Genomic DNA, 20,360 nt, shown 5'->3' on the forward strand with positions numbered 1-20,360 from the left:
GCCCGGACAATAGGCTCCTTTGCATCGCAGGAATGCCCATGACCATCGTCCGCATGACCGACCTCGACCTCGCCGGCAAGCGCGTGCTGATCCGCCAGGACCTCAACGTGCCGGTCGCCGACGGCAAGGTCAGCTCCGACCAGCGCATCACCGCGTCGATCCCGACCATCAAGCTGGCGCTGGAGAAGGGGGCGGCGGTGATGGTGACCTCGCACCTCGGGCGGCCGAAGGAAGGCACGTGGAGCGAGGCCGATTCGCTGGCGCCGGTCGCCGCGCGTCTGTCGGAACTGCTGGGCTTCGACGTGCCGCTGGTGCGGGACTACCTCGATGGCGTCGATGTCGCGCCGGGCAAGCTGGTGCTGCTGGAAAACTGCCGCATGAACGTCGGCGAAGGCAAGGACGATGAAACCCTGTCGAAGCAGTACGCGGCGCTGTGCGACGTGTTCGTGATGGATGCGTTCGGCACCGCGCACCGCGCGCAGGCCTCGACCCATGGCGCGATCCGCTTCGCCAAGGTCGCTGCCGGTGGCCCGCTGCTGATGGCCGAACTGGATGCGCTGGCCAAGGCGTTGGACAACCCGGCGCGGCCGCTGCTGGCCATCGTCGCCGGCAGCAAGGTGTCGACCAAACTCGAATTGCTTTCTTCGCTGGTGTCGAAGGTCGACCAGCTGATCGTCGGCGGCGGCATCGCCAATACCTTCATTGCCGCACTCGGTTACGGCGTCGGCAAGTCGCTGGTCGAAATGGATCTCATCGACACGGCAAAGAAGATCATGGCCGATGCCAAGGCGCGCGGCGCCGACATCCCGCTGCCGACCGACGTCGTCGTCGCGCCGGCGTTCGCCGCCGACGCGCCGGCCACCATCAAGCGCATCGACGAGGTCGGCGCCGACGACATGATCCTCGACATCGGCCCGCAGACCGCGCAGGCCTATGCCGCGCTGATCGCCAAGGCCGGCACCGTGGTGTGGAACGGCCCGGTCGGCGTGTTCGAGTTCGATGCGTTCGGCCACGGCACCGAAGCGGTGGCACGCGCGATCGCGGCCTCGCCCGCCTTCTCCATCGCCGGCGGCGGCGACACCCTCGCGGCGGTCGACAAGTACGGCATCGAAGCCGATGTCTCGTATATCTCGACCGGCGGCGGCGCCTTCCTCGAATTCCTCGAAGGCAAGGAACTGCCGGCGGTCGCGGCACTGAAGGCGCGCGCCGCCTGAAGTCGATTGCAATGTCCCGCGAGCCATCGCGGGTCGTTGCGCTGTGCTAGCGTGCGGGCAACAGGAGCCCGCACCCATGACCCAGCCGCACCACCGCCGCACCCGCATCGTCGCCACCCTCGGCCCGGCCACCGATCCGCCGGAGGTGCTGGAAGCGGTGCTGCGCGCCGGCGTGGACGTGGTGCGCCTGAATTTCTCGCATGGCGATCCGTCGGCGCAGGTCGCGCGCGGCGAGGCGGTGCGCGCGATGGCCGCGAAGATCGGCCGCGAGGTCGGCATCCTCGCCGACCTGCCGGGGCCGAAGATCCGCGTGGAGACCTTCGCCGCGGGCAAGGTGCAGCTGAAGGCTGGGAACCGCTTCGACCTGGTCGCCAGCCTCGACGCGCCGCCCGGCGACGAGACCCAGGTCGGCGTCAGCTACCTCGAACTGACCGGCGACGTGAAGCCGGGCGACGTGCTGCTGCTCGACGACGGCATCGTGCAGCTGCAGGTCGACGCGGTGCAGGGCGAGCGCATCGTCACCACCGTGCTCAACGATTGCGTGCTGTCCAACCGCAAGGGCCTGAACAAGCAGGGCGGCGGCCTGTCGCTGGGCGCGATCACCGAGAAGGATCGCGAGCTGATCGCGATCGCCGCCGGGATGGAAGTCGACTTCATCGCGGTCTCGTTCTGCCGCAACGCCGAGGACATGCACGAGGCGCGTCGCGTGGCCAAGGCGCACGGCAGCAATGCCGCGCTGGTGTCGAAGATCGAGCGAGCCGAGGCGATCGAGAACCTGGCCGAGATCGTCGACGCCAGCGACGTGGTGATGGTGGCGCGCGGCGACCTCGGCGTTGAGATCGGCGATGCCGAACTGCCCGGCCTGCAGAAGAAGATCATCCGCGAAGCGGTGGCGCGCGAAAAAGTGGTGATCACCGCGACCCAGATGCTGCAGTCGATGGTCGACAGCCCGATCCCGACCCGCGCCGAGGTGCTGGACGTGGCCAATGCGGTGATCGACGGCACCGATGCGGTGATGCTGTCGCAGGAATCCGCCGCCGGCAGTTGGCCGGTGAAGGCGGTCGAGGCGATGGCGCGGATCTGCGTCGGCGCCGAGAAGCAGTTCGTCGCCGATACCGACTTCGAACAGGCGCGGCGCGGGCTGGAACGCGCCGACCAGGCGATCGCGATGGCGACCATGTTCCTGTCCGAGCACATCGGCGTGCGCGGGGTGGTGGCGATGACCGAGTCCGGCGGCACCGCGCGCTTCCTGTCGCGCTTCCGCTCGGCGGTACCGATCTACGCGTTCTCCCGGCATGCGCCGGCGCGCCGCAAGATGGCGCTGATGCGCGACGTGTTCCCGATGGACTACGACAGCCGCGGCCAGACCCCGCGCGAAGCCGCGCGCGGCAGCATCCGCATGCTGGTCGAGGCCGGTTGGCTGGAACCCGGCGACCGCGTGGTGTTCACCAGCGGCGAGCACATGGAAACCCGCGGCGCGACCAATACCCTGCGCCTGCTGGAAATCGGCGTGGACGGGCGGGCGGAGGGGCTTGGGGAGCTCTAGCTGTGTAAACCCACCACGTTGTTCAGTGGGATTCGGGTGATGGGTGGCCTGTAGCCAAGGCTGGCATGTGGTCGATGCCAGTTGTAGTGATGAAGCCAGCCCTGCAGCGCGTGGGCTCGCTGTTCGGAGTTGGCGTATGAGCGGGCGTAGGCCCATTCGCGCAGGCTGGTCTGCACCAGCCGCTCAGCCTTGCCGTTGGTGCGTGGGGTGTAGGGGCGCGTGCGCAGGTGGCGCATGCCCAACCGACGGACCAGACGCCGGAAGCTACGCGATCTGTAGCAGGCGCCGTTGTCGGTCAGGACGCGCTCGAATTGCACGCCCAAGCGTCGGTAGTAGCGCACCGTCCGCAACAGCGCCCTGCACGCGCTACTACCGCGCTCGTCCGGCTCGATGGAGCCGAACGCCACGCGGGAGTGGTCATCGATGGCCAGATGGACGTATTCCCAGCCGATGCCATCGGAGTTGACTTGGCGATTGCCGGTGACCCGATGCCCCGGCTGTCGGAAACGAGCAAGCTTCTTGATGTCCAGATGCAGCAGCTGGCCGGGCAAGGCGTATTCGTAGCGGTTCTCCGGCGCTGCCGGCTGCAGTTCGGCCAAGCGGTGCAGGCCGGCGCGACGCAGCAGCCGGGCGATGGTGCTCGGGGCAACAGGCAGTTGCCCGGCGATCTGCCGATACGTCTGCCGTGAGCGGCGCCGCTCGATGACGTGCTGCACAATCTCCTGTGGCGTGGCATGCGGGCAGGAGCGTGGCCGAGAGGACCGGTCGACCAAGCCTTGCGGACCTTCCTCCTTGAACCGTCTGAGCCACTTGTAGGCCGTGCGGACGCTGACACCGGCCGCATGCGCTGCTTCTTCGACGCGAAGGCCCTGAACAAGGATGCGGTCCACGAGCAGGGCTCGACCGCGCGGGCTCAAACGGGCATGTTTATGCAGGTTCATCCGGGGCTCCTGGGGGCTGGGTTGGCTTCGCAACCCCCATCTTCCAGAGATGCCCCGGATGAACAACCTACCGAGAGATCACATCTAGCGTCCGGCTTGACTACGATTTCAGGGGGCCGCGGCCGGCTATAATTCCGCCTTTCCGCCGCCAGCCCCCGGGATTCCCATGAGCATCGAACAACTCGCCGAAACCGCCCGTGCCATGGTCGCCCCGGGCAAGGGCATCATCGCCATCGACGAATCGTCCGCGACCTGCGCCAAGCGCTTCGCCGGGGTCGGCATCGAGAACACCGAAGAAAACCGCCGCGCCTACCGCGAGCTGCTGCTGACCGCGCCGAACGCCAACCAGTACCTGTCCGGCGCGATCCTGTTCGACGAGACCATCCGCCAGTCGACCAGGTCCGGCGTCCCGTTCGCCAAGTACATGGCCGACAACGGCATGATCCCGGGCATCAAGGTCGACAAGGGCACCCACGCGCTGGCCGGCTTCCCGGGCGAGGTGGTGACCGAGGGCCTGGACGGCCTGCGCGACCGCCTGGCCGAGTACTACAAGCTCGGCGCGCGCTTCGCCAAGTGGCGCGCGGTGATCAACATCGGCGAGGACATTCCGTCCGGCACCTGCATCGAGGCCAACAGCCATGCGCTGGCGCGCTATGCCGCGCTGTGCCAGGAGCAGGGCCTGGTGCCGATGGTCGAACCCGAAGTGATCATGGACGGCGACCACGACATCGAGACCTGCTACGAGGTCACCGAAGTGGTGCTGCGCTCGCTGTTCGACGCGCTGTACAACCAGAACGTGATGCTGGAAGGCACCATCCTCAAGGCCTCGATGGTCGTGCCGGGCAAGGGCTGCGAGGAGCAGGCCAGCGTCGAGGAAGTGGCCGAATCCACCCTGATGTGCCTGAAGTCGGCGGTGCCGGCGATCCTGCCGGGCATCGTGTTCCTGTCCGGTGGGCAGAGCGACGAGGACGCCACCGCGCACCTCGACGCGATGAACCGGATGGGCCCGAACCCGTGGCCGCTGAGCTTCAGCTACGGCCGCGCCATGCAGCAGGCCGCGCTCAAGCTGTGGGCGCAGGACATGGCCGGCAATTACGCCAAGGCGCAGCAGACCGTGTTCGAGCGCGCCAAGGCCAATGGCCTGGCCGCGCTGGGGCAGTGGGGTGGGTGACCGCGTCTGACCGTTGCCATCAGGCAACGGTTGCCGGTGCGAACGCCCGCGCACGGGTGCGCGGGCCGGGGCGCTGAGCACGACAGCGCGGATCGATCGAACGCAGCGCCGGCCCCGAGCCGGCGTTTCGCGTTCCGGGAGGCGGCCATTGCGGCGTATGCTGCCCGCATGATCACGATTCCCCCGCCATCTCAACGCCGCAAGCCCGATCGCCAGCAGGTGCAGGACGCGGCGGCGAATGCCGGCCTGGTCCTGCCGGACGTGGCGGTGCTGGCGTTGCAGCAGGGGCGCGTGATCGAGGCGATCAAGCTGATCCGCACGGCCAACCCGGGCCTCGACCTGGCGCGGGCGAAAGCGGTGATGGAGCGGATGCAGGCGCAGGCCCGTTCCGCTGCCGCGGGCGAGGCTTCCGCGGGGGATGGCAAGCCGGCGATGCCGGTGCAGTCGCGTCGCCAGCCGACGGTCGTGATGGGCGATCCGCCCGGGCAGTTGCGCTGGCTGCTGGTGGCCGTGGTGCTGGTCCTGGCGGTGGCCTGGATCGGCTTCGGCGCAACGGCCTGACGGATACGCGCAACGCGCGGCGGCGCCATCGGTTGACCGTGACCGCCGGCACAGCGTCCCAGCCGATGGCACACGGGCCGGTCATCCCCGCCCGCTAGAATCGCCGGTTGTGAAAATCGATTTCCCCCATGCCGAGCTTCGCCCGATGATGTCGAGCCTTCGCCGTTCGCTGCCCCTGTGCCTGCTGGTTGCCGCGTTGATCTCCGCTTGCGGCAAGGACGAGGCGGCGAAGCAGGGCGGCCCGGGCGGACGCAACAGCGGGCCGGTGCCGGTGGTGGTGGAAACCGTGCGCGAGCAGGACTGGACCGACAGCCTGCGCGCGCTCGGCACCGTGCATGCGCGCGAGGCGGTGACGGTCACCGCCAAGGTCAGCGAGACCGTGCAGCAGGTGCATTTCGACAGCGGGCAGCAGGTCGCGCGCGGCGCGCCGCTGGTGACCCTGAGCGGACAGCAGCAACTGGCCGCGCTGGCCTCCGCCGAGGCGGCCTTGAAGGAAGCCGAGCAGCTCTACGCGCGGCAGGCACAGCTGGCGAACCAGCAGCTGATCGCGCGCGCCTCGCTGGATGCGCAACGCGCCACCCGCGATGCGGCGCGCGCGCAGGTCGCGCAGATCCGCGCCAACCTGTCCGACCGGGTGATCCGCGCGCCGTTCGCCGGCGTGCTCGGCATCCGCCAGGTCAGCCCGGGCGCGCTGGTCACGCCGGGCACGGCGATCGCCACCCTCGACGACATCGCCCGCGTCTACGTCGATTTCCCGGTGCCGGAAACCGAACTGGCCGAGGTCGCGCCGGGGCAGGCGCTGACCGGTCGCGTCGGTACTTACGGCGATCGCGTGTTCGATGGCACGGTCGATACGGTGTCCGCGCGGCTCGATGCCGTCTCGCGCGCCGCCACCGTGCGCGGCGATTTCGCCAATCCGGAGCGCGCGCTGAAGCCGGGCATGCTGGTCGAAGTGAGCCTCGCCCGCGGCATCCGGCCGGCGCTGGTGGTGCCGGAGATCGCGGTGCAGCAGATCGGCAGCGAGACCTTCGTCTGGCGCGTGAAGGCCGATGACAGCGTGGAGAAGGCGAACGTGGTGGTCGGTGGCCGCGTGCCGGGCAAGGTCATGCTCAAGGACGGCGTGAAAGCCGGCGAGCGCATCGTCACCGAGGGCGTGGGCAAGCTGCAGGCCGGCGCGAAGATCGCCGCAGGCCGGGCCGATGCCGCGCCTGCCGGCGCCGCGAAGTAAGCGATGAAGCTCTCCGATCTGTCGATCAAGCGGCCGGTGCTGGCCGTGGTGATGAGCCTGCTGCTGATCGTGCTCGGCACGATGTCGTTCCTGCGCCTGACCCTGCGCGAGCTGCCGGCGATCGATCCGCCGATCGTCTCGGTGCAGGTGGATTATCCGGGCGCCTCCGCCAGCGTGGTGGAAACGCGGATCACGCAGACGCTGGAGGACGCGCTGTCCGGCATCGAAGGCATCAACACCATCGATTCCAGCAGCCAGAACGGCGCGTCGCGGATCAGCATCGAGTTCTACGCCAGCCGCGACATCGAGGCCGCCGCCAACGACGTGCGCAACGCGGTCAGCCGGGTCGCCGACCGCATGCCGGAAGAAGCCGACGCGCCCGAGATCAGCAAGGTCGAAAGCGATTCCGACCCGATCATCTGGCTCAACCTGCGCTCGGCGAACATGGACCAGCTGCAGCTGTCCGATTACGCGCAGCGCTACCTGGTCGATCGCTTCTCCAGCCTGCAGGGCGTGGCGCAGGTGCGCCTGGGCGGCAGCCAGCGCTATGCGATGCGGGTCTGGCTCGACGGCGACGCGATGGCCGCGCGCGGCCTGACCACCGGCGACATCGAGAGCGCGATGCGCGCGGAGAACGTCGAGCTCGGCGCCGGCCGCATCGAATCCAAGGACCGCGATTTCATCCTGCGGGTGGCGCGCGACTACACCACCGCCGAGGCGTTCGCGCAGATGCCGGTGGGCAAGGGCGCGGACGGCTACGTGGTGCGCCTGGGCGACGTGGCCAGGGTGGCGCTGGAATCCTCCGAACGCCGCGCGTACTACCACAGCAACGGCGAACCCGCGCTCGGCATCGGCATCGTCAAGACGTCCACCGCGAACAGCCTGGACGTGGCCGCCGAAGCCAAGGCCGAGGCCGAGCGGATCCGCCCGACCCTGCCCAAGGGCACCGACATCTACACCGCCTTCGACAGCACCACCTTCATCTCCGCCTCGGTCGACCGCGTGTACGAGACCCTGCTGGAAGCGGTGGTGCTGGTGCTGGTGGTGATCTGGCTGTTCCTCGGCAGCGTGCGCGCCGCGCTGATCCCGGCGGTGACCGTGCCGGTCTGCGTGATCGCCTCGTTCATCGCGCTGTACGCGTTCGGCTTCTCGATCAACCTGCTGACCCTGCTCGCGCTGGTGTTGTGCATCGGCCTGGTGGTGGACGACGCGATCGTGGTGGTGGAGAACATCCAGCGCCGCGTCGATCTCGGCGAACCGCCGCTGGTCGCCGCGCGCCGCGGCACCGCGCAGGTCGCGTTCGCGGTGCTGGCGACCACCGCGGTGCTGGTCGCGGTGTTCCTGCCGGTCGGTTTCCTGCAGGGCAATACCGGCCGCCTGTTCCGCGAATTGTCGGTGGCGCTGGCGGCGGCGGTGGTCATCTCCGCCTTCGTCGCGCTGAGCCTCACGCCGATGATGGCGAGCAAGCTGTTGCGCCCGCATACCGGCCCGCACGCGGTGCACGGCAACCGGGTCAGCGAATGGCTCAACGCGCGCTTCGAGCGGTTCGCCGGCGCTTACCGCGGCGTGCTGGAGCGCAACGTGCACCGCATCTGGCTGTTCGGCGGATTGATGCTGGCGGCGATGGTCGCGCTGGTGCTGCTGTTCAAGCTGCTGCCCAGCGAACTGGCGCCCGCCGAGGATCGCGGTTCGTTCCAGCTCACGATGGAAGGCCCGGAAGGCGCGGGCTTCGACTACACCGTCGCGCAGATGAAGCAGGTGGAAGCGATCCTGGCCGGCGAGATCGGCCCGGACAAGCTGATCGAGCGCGCCAACCCGCGCGTGCCGGGCAGCTTCGGCGCCAGTGAGGAAATGCACACCGGCCGCGCCAGCGTCTTCCTGGTGGACTGGGACAAGCGCACGCAGAGCACCGCACAGGTCGCCGCCGACCTCGAGAAGAAGTTCGCCGGCCTGACCGGCGTGCGCGTGCGCACGCAAGTGGGCGGCGGCCTGGTGCGCACCCGCGGCCAGCCGTTCCAGATGGTGCTGGGCGGCCCCGATTACGCCGAGCTGGCGCGCTGGCGCGACATCATGCTGGCCAAGATGGCGGACAACCCCGGCTTCGTTGGCCCGGATTCGGATTACAAGGAAACCCGCCCGCAGATGCGCGTGGTGGTCGACAAGGCGCGCGCCGCCGACCTCGGCGTATCCGCCACCGCGATCGGCACCGCGCTGGAGACGATGATGGGCGGGCGCCGCGTCACCACCTTCGTCGACAACGGCGAGGAATACGACGTGATGCTGCAGGCCGACCGCCGGGGCCGCGCCTCCACCGCCGATCTCGACGCGCTGCAGGTGCGCGCGCGCAACGGTGCGCTGGTGCCGCTGTCGAACCTGGTGACGCTGAAGGAAATCGCCGAACCCGGCACCTACAACCGTTTCAACCGCCTGCGCTCGATCACCTTGAGCGCGCGCCTGGCGGAAGGCTATCCGCTGGGCGAAGCCGTCGCGTGGGCGCAGCAGGCCGCCGAGCAGAGCCTGCCCGACTACGCGCAGGTCGGCTGGAAGGGCGAATCGCGCGAGCTGCAGCAGTCCGGCGGCGAGGTGCTGATCACCTTCGCGCTGGCCTTGCTGATCGTCTACCTCGCGCTGGCCGCGCAGTTCGAAAGCTTCCTGCACCCGCTGGTGATCATGCTGACCGTGCCGCTGGGCGTGCTCGGCGCGCTGATCGGGCTGTGGTTGACCAAGGGCACCATGAACCTGTTCTCGCAGATCGGCATCGTGATGCTGGTCGGCCTGGCGGCGAAGAACGGCATCCTGATCGTCGAATTCGCGAATCAATTGCGCGATGCCGGCCGCAGCGTGCACGAGGCCATCGTCGAGGCCGCCGGCGTGCGCCTGCGCCCGATCCTGATGACCTCGATCGCGACGATCATGGGCGCGCTGCCGCTGGTGATCTTCGGCGGGCCGGGCTCGGCCAGCCGCGCCACCATCGGCACCGTGGTCGTGTTCGGCGTGGCGTTCTCGACCTTGCTCTCGCTGTTCGTGGTGCCGGCGTTCTATGCGCTGCTGGCGAAGTACACCCATTCGCCTGAGGCATTGGCGCACGAACTCGATAAACTCGAATCCACCACCCCGGAGGCCGGCGGCCATGCGTGATCCTGGTTCGCCGTGGAAACCACGCGCTCCCCGCAACCCGTTGCAGGCGGATGAAACCGCATCGTCGCATCCCGCGCGCGAGCGCCGCGATGCGGAACTGCGCATCTACGGCATCAATGCGGTGCGCGCGCTGTTCGCGAAACGCCCGCAGGCGCTGCGCAAGCTGTACCTGCTCGAGGCGCGCATCCCGCAACTGCAGCCGCTGTTGAAATGGTGCGTCGCCAACCGCGTCGGCTACCGCGTGGTGGAAGAAGGCGACCTGCAGAAACTCGCCGCCAGTGCGCACCACGAAGGCGTGGTCGCCGACGTGCTGCGCGAGGAACCGCAATCGCTCACCGCATGGCTGCGCGAGCTGCCGGCAGGCGCGCAATGCGCGCTGTGGCTGGACGGCGTCGGCAATCCGCACAACCTGGGCGCGATCCTGCGCAGCGCCGCGCATTTCGGCGTGGGCGCGGTGCTGTTGCCGAAGCAGTCGACGCTGGCGTTGTCCGGCGCCGCCGCGCGCGTCGCCGAAGGCGGCGCGGAAGCGGTGCGGTTCGTGCGCCTGGGCCGCGAGGACAACGCGATCGCGCAATTGCGCGGCACCGGCTTCCAGCTGGCCGCGACCGTGGTGCGCGGCGGCAGCGACCTGTTCGCGGCGAAGCTGCCGCAACGACTGGTCTACGTGCTGGGTGCGGAAGGCGAGGGCATATCGCCGGAACTGGCCGCCGCCTGCGACATGAGGCTGTCGATCCCCGGCAGCGGCGCGGTGGAAAGCCTCAACGTGGCCGCCGCGACCGCGGTGCTGCTGGCGAGTTGGCGCGGCGCGCTGTAGCCGTGGTCAGTGCTTCGCGTCGGGCGCCTTCGGCGCGCTGCCGAACCCGCCCTGCGCCTCCGATGCCAGCCAGGTGAACGCCGCGTAGGCGGCGACGTTCTGCGCGAGATCCTTCGGATCGACCTTGTCGAGGGTGTCGTCCGCGTTGTGGTGCAGGTCGAAGTAATGGGTGCCGTCGTGCGCCAGCGATGCCCATGCCATGCCCCGCGCGGCCATCGCGCCGATGTCGGATTCCGGCCCGCCCTGGCCGGGCTGCCATTCGATGCCGAGCGGCGCCAGCACCTGCATGAACTGCTGCATCGCCTGCGGCTGCGCGTCGCGCGCGCTGCTGTCGAACGCGTAGACATGGCCGGCGCCGAAATCGCTCTCGGCGGCGATCACGTGCTTGGCCACGTCCTTGGCATGGTCGTCCGCATACTTGCGGCCGCCGAACAGGCCCTGTTCCTCGTTGGCGAAGGCTACCACGCGGATCGTCCGCGCCGGCTTCAGCGGCTTGACCAGCGCGCCCGCGGCCATGCTGATGGCGATGCCGGCGCCATCGTCGATCGCGCCGGTGCCGTGGTCCCAGGAATCCAGGTGGCCGCCGATCAGCACGATTTCGTCCGGATGCTTGCGCCCGGTGATTTCGCCGATGACGTTCTGCGAGGTGTATTCGCCGTCGAACCCGCAATCCAGCGCCAGCTTGACCCGGGTCGGGCCGAGCGCGACCAGCCGCGCCAGTTGCGCGGCATCGATGGTCGACAGCGCCGCGGCGGGAATCGGCGTCAGTCCCTGTTCGTAGCGCGTGTTGCCGGTATGCGGCGAGCGCGAGGTCTCGGTGCCGGCCGAACGCATCAGGAAGCCGATCGCGCCCTTGCGGATCGCCACCGACGGGCCGCCGCCGCGGATGCCGCCGCCGTTGCGGTAGTCGTTGCCGTCGCGCGCGGCTTTCATCTGGTAGTCGACGAAGGCGATCTTGCCGGCCAGCGAACCGTCCGGCGCGGCCTGCAACGCGGCCAGGTCGGGGAAGCGCACCACCTCGCCTTCGACGGTGCCGCCGGCGCTGCCGCCGAGCGCGGTCAGCACCAGCTTCTGCGCATGCGGGCCGAGGACTTCGCCATGTTCGCTGCGGCGCACCCATTTCGGGAAGGTCACCGGCTCGGTCCACACTTTGTCGTAGCCGAGCTGCCTGAATTTCGCCTTCGCCCATTCCACCGCACGCGCGTCGGCATCGCTGCCGGCCAGGCGCGGACCGACTTCGGTGGTCAGCGATTCCAGCACCTTCCAGCCGGTGTCGTCCTGCAGCGCCCTGTCGCGCAGGGCCGCGGCTTGCGCCATCGCCGCGTCCGGCATGCGCGTCGGTTGCTGCGCCTGCAGCGGCAGGGCGATGGTCAGGGCGAGTGCGAAGGCAAGGGCGGTGCGGCGCATCGAGCGATCTCCGGGGCCAGGAACGACGAAGCCGCGAGCCTAGCAGCCCGCGGCTCCGGTGCAGGGTGACGAAAGTCCCGTCGCGCCTACTTCTTCAGCGAATCGCGGATCTCGCGCAGCAGCAGCACGTCTTCCGGCGTGGCGGCCGGCGCTTCCGCGGCCGGCTTGCGCATGCGGTTGTAGGCCTTGACCACCAGGAAGATCACGAACGCCACGATCAGGAAATTGATGATCGATTGGATGAAGTCGCCGTACTTGATCGCGACTTCGGCGGCGATTTCCTTGCCGTCGGCGCCGATCTGCGCCGGGTTGATCACGTGCTTCCAGCCGGAGACGTCGACCCCGCCGGTGAGCATGCTGATGATCGGCATGATGATGCCGTCCACCAGGCCGCTCACGATCTTGCCGAATGCCGCGCCGATCACCACGCCGACCGCGAGGTCGAGCACGTTGCCCTTGGCGATGAATTCCTTGAACTCGCTGATCATGCCCATCGAATGGCTCTCCTCGTCGTGGCCGGGTGCCGCGCCTGTGCGGCGATGCAGCTTAACCGCTCAGCGCGTGACGGAAATGTTGCCTCGCAACACCGCGCCGGCCGGAGCCAGGGTCGCTTCGAAGCGATCGCCGGGGTGCAGCGGGCCCACGCCCGCGGGCGTGCCCATGAACACCAGGTCGCCGGCGCGCAGGGCATACAGCCTGGACAGCTCGTGGAGGATATCGGGCACGTCCCAGATCAGGTCGTGCAGCGCGCCGTGCTGGCGGCGCTCGCCATTGACGTCGAGCGCGAGCGACATCGTGGCGAGGTCGCCGGCCTCGCCCGCGGGCAGCAAGGCGCTGACCGGCGCGGAGTGATCGAAGCCCTTGCCGGTATCCCAGGGCAGGCCCTTGGCCTTGGCCGCGGCCTGCAGGTCGCGGCGGGTGAGGTCGAGGCCGACGCCGAAGCCGAACACCAGCGCCATCGCGCTGCCGGCATCGAGCTCGCCATCCGGCGCATCGCGTCCGAGCGCGACCACCAGTTCCACTTCATGGTGCAGTTCGTTGGTGCCGGGCGGATAGGGCACCACGCCATCGACGACGATGGCATCGGCCGGCTTCATGAAGAATACCGGGGTGCCGCGTTCCGCCTTCGATGCCGGCGCGGCCGCGCCCATTTCGCGCGCATGATCGGCGAAGTTGCGGCCGACGCAGTAGATGCGGCGCACCGGGAACTCGCCGAGCGGGTCGCCGGCGCGGTTGCGGACGGGGATGCGCGGCGTGGCCGCGGCGGGAACCAGGTCGTGCGCGCCGGCTTCGCCCACTCAGCGTGCCAGCGGCAGTTGCGCCTTGCCGACGACGCGGAAATCGCCATCGATGCTGTTCGCGCGGGTGCCGTGCGCGACAGGCTTGCCGCGCTGCTTCCACAGCCGCCACAGCATGCCCGCGGCCAGCATGGCGATGCCGACGAACACGCTGACGAACAGCAGCGCCAGCAGCAGGCCGATGCCGGCGATGCCGAGCACGACGCGCAGCCAGCGATGGCGTGGGCGACGGGGTGCGGTGAAACGGTTGAACATGTGCGGGTTGAATCTGAAGCTGCGATGGAATGCGCGCATCGTGGTCGGGATCCTGCGGCGCAGCAGCGCCATGACACAATGGCGGCAAGTATCCGGGCACTGCGAATCCGAGTTGTGAGCACTTCGTTAAATCGCGATGATGGCGATGCCCCGGCCCTGATGCGGCTGGACGCCATGGCCCCGGACAGCCTGCACGAGGTCGAAGCCGTGGTGGACGGCGATGCCGAGTCTTTGATCCTGCACCGCGATGCCGCGGGCCGCGCGCGCGCGTGGCTGAACGTCTGCCCGCACGCGGGGCGCCGCCTCGACTGGGCCCCGGGCCAGTTCCTGCGCAGCAAGGACGGCCTGCTGGTGTGCGCGGTGCATGGCGCGAGCTTCGAGTTGCAGGGCGGCGAATGCGTGGCCGGGCCGTGCCGCGGCGAGGCGCTGCGCGAAGTCGCGGTGCATTGCGCGGATGGCGAGGTGCGGCTGGGCGCGCCGCCTAGTACAGCAGGTTGATCGCGATCACGATGATCGCCAGGTAGACCAGCGACAAGGGTCCGCCGACCCGCCACAGGTCGCGGCCTGTGTAGTTGGCGGGGCCGGTGATCATCGACATCACCGGGTTCGATGCGGTCATCAGGTTGTTCGATGCCGACAGCGCCACGATCAGCGCGAACGCGGTGGGATCGCCGCCGGCGGCCAGCGCGATGTTGATCGCGATCGGGACCATGATGATGGTGGCGCCGACGTGGCTGATCGCCAGCGAGAAGGCGGTGGTCAGCAGCCCGATCAGGATCTGCAGCAGCCACAGCGGGAAGCCTTCGGGCAACTGCTCCAGGGTGTGTCCGGCCAGCCATGCGGCGGCGCCGCTGGAATCCATCGCCCAGCCCAGCGGGATCAGGCAGGCCATCAGGAACACCGTCTTCCAGCTGATCGCGGCGTAGGCTTCGTCGATGTTGATCACGCCGGCGACCAGCATCCCGGCCACGCCGGTCATCAAGGCGATCGGCACCGGGATCTTCGAGCTCAGCGCGAGCAGCATCGAGACCGCGAAGATCGTCATCGCGATCTTGAACTTGTGCGGGCGCTGCTCGCCCTTCGGGTAGTCGGTGACCACCACCAGGTCCTTGCCCTTGGCCGCCTGCGCCAGGTCGGTCCAGATGCTGTGCAGCACCAGCATGTCGCCGGCGCGGATCGGCGTGCCGCGCACGTCCGCGCGCAGCACCTCCTTGTCGCGGTTGATCGCCAGCAGGCTGATCCCGAGTTGCTTGCGCAGGCGCAGCTGCGCCGAGGTCTTGCCGATGAAGCTGGAAGTCGGCGGCACCACGGCCTCGGAGATGCCGGCGCGGCTGGGATTGAACAGGTCGCCGAAGGTGCGCAGGCGCGCGGACAGGCGCAGGAAGTTGTTCTGGGCGAAATCGGCCACCTGTTCCTTCGCGCCCATCATGCCGAGCACGCTGCCGACCCAGATCCGCGCGTCCGCCGGCGGCGATAGCCGCGAGTCCTCGCCGGTGCGCAGGGCGAGCAGCAGCGGCGCGCCGTGCAGGGCTTCGGTATCGCCCACGCTCATGCCGACCAGCGGGCTGTCGGCGCTGACCGTGAGCTCGTAGACGTCGCCGTCGATGCCGTAGGCGCGGGCGAAATAGCTTTGCGTGCGCGCCGGGGTGACCGCCTCGTCCTCGTCCTCGCGCAGCAGCTTGCTGCCGAAGAAGTGGAAGTAGGCGAGCGAGGCGGCGAGCAGGCACAGGCCGATCGGCATCGGCGCGAACATGTTGAGCGGTTCCAGCGTGGCTGCGCCGGAGGGCATGTTGGCGTTGGCCGCGACCAGCAAGTCGTTGAGCAGGATCAGCGGCGAGTTGCCGACCATGGTCAGGCCGCCGCCCATCACGATCGCCGCCGCCAGCGGCAGCAGCATGCGCGACAGGGTGAGGCCGGTGCGCGACGACAACCGCGAGGCGACCGGCAGGAACAGCGACATCACCGACGGGTTCTGCATGATCGAACTGGTCAGGCCGGCCATGCCGGTGGTCAGCAGCAGCAGCCGCGATTCGATGCCGTGCGCGCGCCGCAGCAACCAGCCCGACAGGCGGTTGAGCGCGCCGGTGCGATCCAGTCCCGCGCCCAGGATCATGGTGGCGATGATGCTCATCACCGCGTTGCCGGCGAAGCCGCCGAACAGGTCCTCGCGCGGCACCAGCCCGGTCAGGCCCAGCACCACCAGCACCACCAGCGCGACCACGTCGGCGCGGATGCGCTCGAACAGGAACATCGCCATCGTGAAGAACACCAGCCCGAGCACCAGCTCCATGTCGGTGGTGAGCGTCAGCGTGGTGTCCATTTCGCGCCGTGGGTTCCTTCGGTCTCAGCAGCGGTCGTACAGCAGGTCCCAGACGCCGTGGCCCAGTTTCTGGCCGCGGGTCTCGAAATGCGTCTGCGGACGCCAGTCCGGCCGCGGCACGCTGCCGCGCAATCCCGCGCGATTGGCGATGCCGGGCGTGGCATCCAGCACGTCCCACATCTGCTCGGCATAGTCCTGCCAATCGGTGGCGAGGTGCAAGCGGCCGTCGGCGGCCAGCTTGCGCACCAGCAACGCGGCGAATTCGGGATTCACCAGCCTGCGCTTGTTGTGGCGCTTCTTGTGCCAGGGATCGGGGAAGTAGATGCGGATCTCGTCCAGCGCAGCGTCGGCGACTTCGTTCTCCAGCACTTCCACCGCGTCGTGGTGGTAGAGCTTCGCATTGCCGGCACCGTCGTCGCCCAGCGCATTGAGCAGGCGGCCGACGCCGGGCGCATGCACTTCGATGCCGATGTGGTCGCGATCCGGGTCGCGCTGCGCGGAATAGCGGAAGGCCTCGCCGTTGCCGAAGCCGATCTCGAGGATGCGCCTGGCCTTGCGCCCGAACGCGGCATCGAAATCGCGCGGCGCGCCGGCGTAGTCGAGGCCGTAGCGCGGCCACAGGGCGTCGAACGCGCGCTGCTGCGCCTCGGTGAAGCGGCCCTGGCGCAGCACGAAGCTGCGCACCTTGCGCACGCCGTCGGTGACGGTGAAGGGCTTGGGCGGGGCCTTGCGGCCGTCGCTTGCGAACGGATCGGTCATCTCAACCGATCAAGCCGTCGACCGGCGACGACGCCGAGGCGAAGCGCTTGCGCGGGATGCGCCCGGCCTTGAACGCGGCGCGGCCGGCTTCCACCGCCAGCTTCATCGCATGCGCCATCAGCACCGGATCCTTCGCCCCGGCGATCGCGGTGTTCATCAGCACGCCGTCGCAGCCGAGCTCCATCGCGATCGCGGCGTCGGACGCGGTGCCGACGCCGGCATCGACGATGATCGGCACCTTCGCGCTTTCGACGATCTCGATCAGGTTGTACCTGTTCTGGATGCCGAGCCCGGAGCCGATCGGCGCGGCCAGCGGCATCACCGCCACGCAGCCGATCTCCTCCAGGCGCTTGCACAGGATCGGATCGTCGCTGGTATAGACCATGACTTCGAAGCCGTCCTTGACCAGCGTTTCCGCGGCGGCGAGCGTGGCGACCACATCGGGATACAGCGTCTTCTGGTCGCCGAGGACTTCGAGCTTGACCAGGTTGTGGCCATCGAGCAGTTCGCGCGCGAGGCGGCAGGTGCGCACCGCCTCGTCGGCGGTGTAGCAGCCGGCGGTGTTGGGCAGGATCGTGTACTGGTCCGGCGGCAACACGTCGAGCAGGTTGGGCTCGCCCGGGTTCTGGCCGATGTTGGTGCGGCGGATGGCGACGGTGACGATCTGCGCGCCGGCGGCCTCGGTGGCGCGGCGGGTCTCGTCCAGGTCCTTGAACTTGCCGGTGCCGGTGAGCAGGCGCGAGGCGTACGGCTTGCCGGCGATGAGGAGGGTGTCGGGATTCGGCGATGCGGTCATCCCGCTAGTTTAGCCGCCACCCAGCGCGTGGACGATCTCGACCCGGTCGCCATCGCGCAGGGCATGTTGCGGATGCCGGCCGCGCGGGACGATCTCGCCGTTGACCTCGACCGCCACCCGGCGCTGGCCCAGGCCTTCGGCATCGAGCAGGGCGGCGATGGTGGCGTCGGGTTCGAGATGGCGGGGTTCGCCGTTCAACTGGATGCGCATGCCGGCATTTTCACCCGATTCGACACGGTCGCGGCGTGCGGCGGCGCAACTTGTTGCCGTTACATTTTCGTGAAACCATCCGCGCCATTCGCTGTCGTATTGTCGGCGCCTACCCGAGGACTCCTGATGAAAGCCAAGATCCGCCAATCCCTGCTGGCCGCTGCCTTGGCGCTGGCCGCCCTTCCGACCGTCGTGCAGGCGGCCGATTCGCCGTTCACCCAGACCGTCTTCTTCGGCGACAGCCTGACCGACGGCGGCTATTTCCGCCCGGTGCTGATCCAGATGGTGGGTCCGAACGGCGCGATCATCGGCCAGTTCACCAACAACCCCGGCTACGTCTGGTCGCAGTACCTGGCCGACTACTACGGCAGCAATGCAGCGCCGGCCTGGACCGGCAACGCCACCGCCACCCCGACCCAGGCCGCGGGCAACAACTGGGCGGTCGGCGGTGCGCGCGTCGGCACCAGCACCGTCGGTGGCCTGGGCTACACGCCGTCGCTGACCGCGCAATACCAGGCCTACCTGGCTTCCGGCCACCATGTCGATCCGGGCGCGCTGTACACCGTGTGGGGCGGCGCCAACGACATGTTCGCGGTGCAGGCCAACCCGGCGCAGGCGCAGGCCATCATCGGCGCCGCGGTGACCGCGCAGGTCGGCCTGGTCGGTGCGCTGACCCAGGCCGGCGCGCAATACATCCTGGTGCCGACCCTGCCCGACCTCGGCCTGACCCCGGATGCGCGCGCCGGTGGCGCGGTCGGCATGGCCCAGGGTACCGCGCTGGCGAATACCTACAACACCGCGCTGTTCGGCGGCCTGGCCTCGGCCAACCTGCGGGTGATCCCGATGGATACCTTCCACTTCCTGCAGGAAGTGGTGGCCAATCCTTCCGCCTACGGGATTTCCAATGCCACCGGCAAGGCCTGCGTGACCCAGCCGGCCCCGGCCGGCGGTTCCTCGCTGTTCTGCAGCCCGGCCTCGATGGTGCCCGGCGGCGCCAGTTACCTGTTCGCCGATGGCGTGCACCCGACCACCGCCGCGCACAAGGCGCTGGCCGATTTCGCCGTCTCGGTGATCGAAGGCCCGCGCCAGATCGCGGTCCTGCCGCATTCGGAAGCGGTGATCGGCCGTTCGCGCGCGCAGATGGTCGATGGCGCGGTCGCCGGCCTCGGCAAGGAAGACGGCATGCGCTGGTGGGCCGACGTGCGCGGCAACCAGCAGGCTTACGACGCGCCGTTCGACTATGACAGCGTCGGCCCGGCCGCCTCGTTCGGCATCGGCTGGACCAGCGGCAACCTGGTGTACGGCGCATTCGCCGGCTACGGCCGCCAGAACAGCGATTTCGGCGAGGATCGCGGCGAATTCAAGCAGACCGATGCCGGCTTGGGCGGCTTCGTCGGCTGGCGCAGCGGCGCATTCTGGGCCAATGGCCAACTCGGCTGGACCAAGGTCAGCTACGACGTGGACCGCACCGTCCACCTCGGCCCGGCCACCCGCGTCCACAGCGGCTCGCCGGATGGCGACAACCTGAGCCTCGGCGCCAGCGCCGGCTGGAACTTCGGCGATGGCGCATTCCGCCACGGCCCGGTGCTGGCGGTGCTGTCGCAGAAGATCTCGGTCGACGGCTATGCCGAAACCGATCCGACCCTGTCCACCTCGCTGGCCTATCCGCAGCAGGACTTCGATTCGCTGATCGGCAGCGTCGGCTGGCAGTTCAGCTATGCGATCAACGACCATGTGCAGCCCTACGCCAAGCTGACCTACGACCGCGAGTTCGAGGATGCGCCGGCGCAGGCCTTCGCGCAGGCGCAGTCGATCCCGGGTTCGCTGCCGTATGCGGTGCCCGGCCTGGCCTTCGACGAAACCTACGGCACCGTCGTGGCCGGCGTGCGCACCAGTCTGGTGGGCCTGGACGCCAATATCGGCGGCAGCGTCACCGTCGGCCAGAAGGGCGGCAACGACATCGCGCTGTTCCTGAGCATCGGCAGCAAGTTCTGATCGGCGCGAGCTGAGCGCGCGACGCATGCCCCGCACGCATGCGTTGCGCCACCGGCGGCGCGCGGCATAGACTTGCCGCCGAACGCGGGTGTAGTTCAATGGTAGAACTGCAGCTTCCCAAGCTGCTAGCGTGGGTTCGATTCCCATCACCCGCTCCATGATTCGGCAAGCGACGGCAACGGCGGTGTTCCCCTTCGGGAATGCCGCCGTTTCTTTCTCGCGGCGATGGAGCGAAGGATGGCGGCGATTGCGGTCGGTTGGCGCGAGTGGGCGGCCCTGCCGGAACTGGGCCTGCCGCGGCTGCGGGCCAAGCTCGATACCGGCGCGCGCAGCTCCGCCCTGCACGTGGAACGGCAATGGCGCTTCGTCGAGGCCGGGGCGCCGTGGGTCGGTTTCGCGCTGGTGGCTCGCCTGCATGCGGGCGAAGTCGAGGCCGCCGCGGCCATCGTCGATGAAAGGATGGTGACCGATTCCGGCGGCCATCGAACTTCGCGCGTGTTCGTCCGCACCAAGCTGCGGTTGGCCGGGATCGAACGCGAAATCGAAATGAACCTGGCGGATCGTTGCGGGATGCGGTTCCCGCTGCTGCTGGGGCGCACCGCGCTGGCGGACGCATTCGTGGTCGACCCCGCGGGATCGTTCCTGCATCGCCGCCGCCGCATGCGGCGTCCCCCCGAAACACCGCGCGACGTTTGAAGCAGCAGGCG

General features: G+C 69.0%; 19 protein-coding genes and 1 tRNA gene. 11 read left to right on the forward strand and 9 right to left on the reverse strand.

Features of this window, described 5'->3' with window-relative positions; genetic code table 11:
- The first annotated feature begins 38 nt into the window (after nt 1-38).
- On the forward strand, nt 39-1,214 hold the full coding sequence (locus FHQ07_RS11225) for a phosphoglycerate kinase (RefSeq protein WP_139716888.1): 1,176 nt from the start codon (nt 39-41) through the stop codon (nt 1,212-1,214).
- Between the two features lie 76 nt (nt 1,215-1,290).
- Complete coding sequence (pyk, locus tag FHQ07_RS11230; protein WP_139716889.1) at nt 1,291-2,760, forward strand: pyruvate kinase; 1,470 nt, start codon at nt 1,291-1,293, stop codon at nt 2,758-2,760.
- Here the strand turns inward: pyk and FHQ07_RS11235 are convergent.
- Complete coding sequence (locus FHQ07_RS11235) at nt 2,757-3,701, reverse strand: IS481 family transposase (protein ID WP_054665630.1); 945 nt, start codon at nt 3,699-3,701, stop codon at nt 2,757-2,759. The two genes, pyk and FHQ07_RS11235, sit on opposite strands and share 4 nt — an antisense overlap.
- A gap of 166 nt (nt 3,702-3,867) precedes the next feature.
- Here FHQ07_RS11235 and FHQ07_RS11240 point away from each other — a divergent pair, with 166 nt between their 5' ends.
- The 5 genes from FHQ07_RS11240 (at nt 3,868) to FHQ07_RS11260 (ending at nt 10,613) form a co-directional block, all read left to right on the forward strand.
- Entirely contained in the window at nt 3,868-4,872 is a 1,005-nt protein-coding gene (locus FHQ07_RS11240; protein ID WP_139716890.1) for a class I fructose-bisphosphate aldolase, read from the forward strand.
- Nucleotides 4,873-5,040: 168 nt separating this feature from the next.
- Nucleotides 5,041-5,433: a hypothetical protein gene (locus FHQ07_RS11245; RefSeq protein WP_139716891.1), complete on the forward strand. Its 393-nt coding sequence runs from the start codon at nt 5,041-5,043 to the stop codon at nt 5,431-5,433.
- 145 nt (nt 5,434-5,578) lie between these two features.
- Entirely contained in the window at nt 5,579-6,661 is a 1,083-nt protein-coding gene (locus FHQ07_RS11250; RefSeq protein WP_139716892.1) for an efflux RND transporter periplasmic adaptor subunit, read from the forward strand.
- Nucleotides 6,662-6,664: 3 nt separating this feature from the next.
- Nucleotides 6,665-9,799 carry an efflux RND transporter permease subunit gene (locus tag FHQ07_RS11255; RefSeq protein ID WP_139716893.1) on the forward strand — a complete coding sequence of 1,045 codons (3,135 nt, stop codon included), beginning with the start codon at nt 6,665-6,667 and terminating at the stop codon, nt 9,797-9,799.
- Nucleotides 9,792-10,613 (forward strand): TrmH family RNA methyltransferase, encoded by an 822-nt coding sequence (locus FHQ07_RS11260; protein WP_139716894.1) that lies wholly within the window; start codon nt 9,792-9,794, stop codon nt 10,611-10,613. The genes FHQ07_RS11255 and FHQ07_RS11260 overlap by 8 nt, the downstream gene beginning before the upstream one ends.
- A gap of 6 nt (nt 10,614-10,619) precedes the next feature.
- Here FHQ07_RS11260 and FHQ07_RS11265 read toward each other — a convergent pair whose 3' ends face one another.
- The 4 genes from FHQ07_RS11265 to FHQ07_RS11280 form a co-directional block, all read right to left on the reverse strand.
- Nucleotides 10,620-12,020 carry a M28 family peptidase gene (locus FHQ07_RS11265; protein ID WP_139716895.1) on the reverse strand — a complete coding sequence of 467 codons (1,401 nt, stop codon included), beginning with the start codon at nt 12,018-12,020 and terminating at the stop codon, nt 10,620-10,622.
- Between the two features lie 86 nt (nt 12,021-12,106).
- A complete protein-coding gene (gene mscL, locus FHQ07_RS11270) occupies nt 12,107-12,514 on the reverse strand; it encodes a large conductance mechanosensitive channel protein MscL (protein WP_139716896.1) in 408 nt (135 codons plus the stop codon).
- Nucleotides 12,515-12,574: 60 nt separating this feature from the next.
- Nucleotides 12,575-13,318 (reverse strand): fumarylacetoacetate hydrolase family protein, encoded by a 744-nt coding sequence (locus FHQ07_RS11275; protein WP_139716897.1) that lies wholly within the window; start codon nt 13,316-13,318, stop codon nt 12,575-12,577.
- The gene (locus FHQ07_RS11280; protein ID WP_240703478.1) at nt 13,319-13,645 is read right to left on the reverse strand and encodes a hypothetical protein; all 327 of its coding nucleotides are present in this window, start codon (nt 13,643-13,645) and stop codon (nt 13,319-13,321) included.
- Between the two features lie 87 nt (nt 13,646-13,732).
- Between FHQ07_RS11280 and FHQ07_RS11285 the strand changes: the two genes are divergently transcribed.
- The gene (locus FHQ07_RS11285; RefSeq protein ID WP_240703606.1) at nt 13,733-14,071 is read left to right on the forward strand and encodes a Rieske (2Fe-2S) protein; all 339 of its coding nucleotides are present in this window, start codon (nt 13,733-13,735) and stop codon (nt 14,069-14,071) included.
- Here FHQ07_RS11285 and FHQ07_RS11290 read toward each other — a convergent pair.
- From FHQ07_RS11290 to thiS, 4 genes are read right to left on the reverse strand one after another with little or no spacing between them, the layout of a single operon-like run.
- Nucleotides 14,055-15,893 carry an SLC13 family permease gene (locus FHQ07_RS11290; protein WP_139716899.1) on the reverse strand — a complete coding sequence of 613 codons (1,839 nt, stop codon included), beginning with the start codon at nt 15,891-15,893 and terminating at the stop codon, nt 14,055-14,057. The genes FHQ07_RS11285 and FHQ07_RS11290 overlap by 17 nt on opposite strands.
- Before the next feature lie 24 nt (nt 15,894-15,917).
- On the reverse strand, nt 15,918-16,652 hold the full coding sequence (gene trmB / locus FHQ07_RS11295; RefSeq protein ID WP_139716900.1) for a tRNA (guanosine(46)-N7)-methyltransferase TrmB: 735 nt from the start codon (nt 16,650-16,652) through the stop codon (nt 15,918-15,920).
- A 1-nt stretch (nt 16,653) separates the two neighbouring features.
- Nucleotides 16,654-17,448, reverse strand: a complete 795-nt coding sequence (locus FHQ07_RS11300) for a thiazole synthase (RefSeq protein ID WP_139716901.1) — start codon at nt 17,446-17,448, stop codon at nt 16,654-16,656.
- Between the two features lie 9 nt (nt 17,449-17,457).
- Nucleotides 17,458-17,658, reverse strand: coding sequence for a sulfur carrier protein ThiS (gene thiS / locus FHQ07_RS11305; protein ID WP_139716902.1), 201 nt, complete (start codon nt 17,656-17,658; stop codon nt 17,458-17,460).
- Between the two features lie 153 nt (nt 17,659-17,811).
- On the opposite strand from thiS, the gene FHQ07_RS11310 reads away from it, so the two are divergent.
- The 3 genes from FHQ07_RS11310 (at nt 17,812) to FHQ07_RS11320 (ending at nt 20,349) form a co-directional block, all read left to right on the forward strand.
- Complete coding sequence (locus FHQ07_RS11310; protein WP_168191599.1) at nt 17,812-19,653, forward strand: autotransporter domain-containing protein; 1,842 nt, start codon at nt 17,812-17,814, stop codon at nt 19,651-19,653.
- Nucleotides 19,654-19,737: 84 nt separating this feature from the next.
- Nucleotides 19,738-19,811 (forward strand) — tRNA-Gly (locus FHQ07_RS11315).
- Nucleotides 19,812-19,890: 79 nt separating this feature from the next.
- A complete protein-coding gene (locus FHQ07_RS11320) occupies nt 19,891-20,349 on the forward strand; it encodes an ATP-dependent zinc protease family protein (RefSeq protein WP_139716904.1) in 459 nt (152 codons plus the stop codon).
- The last annotated feature ends 11 nt before the right edge of the window (nt 20,350-20,360 follow it).

The sequence above is a fragment of the Thermomonas aquatica genome (assembly GCF_006337105.1).
Classification (GTDB): Bacteria; Pseudomonadota; Gammaproteobacteria; order Xanthomonadales; family Xanthomonadaceae; genus Thermomonas; species Thermomonas aquatica.

Coding starts and splice junctions, on each gene's coding strand:
- FHQ07_RS11225 (WP_139716888.1), top strand. CDS start 39: ATGACCATCGTCCGCATGACCGACCTCGACCTCGCCGGCAAGCGCGTG.
- pyk (WP_139716889.1), top strand. CDS start 1,291: ATGACCCAGCCGCACCACCGCCGCACCCGCATCGTCGCCACCCTCGGC.
- FHQ07_RS11235 (WP_054665630.1), bottom strand. CDS start 3,701: ATGAACCTGCATAAACATGCCCGTTTGAGCCCGCGCGGTCGAGCCCTG.
- FHQ07_RS11240 (WP_139716890.1), top strand. CDS start 3,868: ATGAGCATCGAACAACTCGCCGAAACCGCCCGTGCCATGGTCGCCCCG.
- FHQ07_RS11245 (WP_139716891.1), top strand. CDS start 5,041: ATGATCACGATTCCCCCGCCATCTCAACGCCGCAAGCCCGATCGCCAG.
- FHQ07_RS11250 (WP_139716892.1), top strand. CDS start 5,579: ATGATGTCGAGCCTTCGCCGTTCGCTGCCCCTGTGCCTGCTGGTTGCC.
- FHQ07_RS11255 (WP_139716893.1), top strand. CDS start 6,665: ATGAAGCTCTCCGATCTGTCGATCAAGCGGCCGGTGCTGGCCGTGGTG.
- FHQ07_RS11260 (WP_139716894.1), top strand. CDS start 9,792: ATGCGTGATCCTGGTTCGCCGTGGAAACCACGCGCTCCCCGCAACCCG.
- FHQ07_RS11265 (WP_139716895.1), bottom strand. CDS start 12,020: ATGCGCCGCACCGCCCTTGCCTTCGCACTCGCCCTGACCATCGCCCTG.
- mscL (WP_139716896.1), bottom strand. CDS start 12,514: ATGGGCATGATCAGCGAGTTCAAGGAATTCATCGCCAAGGGCAACGTG.
- FHQ07_RS11280 (WP_240703478.1), bottom strand. CDS start 13,645: ATGGCGCTGCTGCGCCGCAGGATCCCGACCACGATGCGCGCATTCCAT.
- FHQ07_RS11285 (WP_240703606.1), top strand. CDS start 13,733: ATGCGGCTGGACGCCATGGCCCCGGACAGCCTGCACGAGGTCGAAGCC.
- FHQ07_RS11290 (WP_139716899.1), bottom strand. CDS start 15,893: ATGGACACCACGCTGACGCTCACCACCGACATGGAGCTGGTGCTCGGG.
- trmB (WP_139716900.1), bottom strand. CDS start 16,652: ATGACCGATCCGTTCGCAAGCGACGGCCGCAAGGCCCCGCCCAAGCCC.
- FHQ07_RS11300 (WP_139716901.1), bottom strand. CDS start 17,448: ATGACCGCATCGCCGAATCCCGACACCCTCCTCATCGCCGGCAAGCCG.
- thiS (WP_139716902.1), bottom strand. CDS start 17,658: ATGCGCATCCAGTTGAACGGCGAACCCCGCCATCTCGAACCCGACGCC.
- FHQ07_RS11320 (WP_139716904.1), top strand. CDS start 19,891: ATGGCGGCGATTGCGGTCGGTTGGCGCGAGTGGGCGGCCCTGCCGGAA.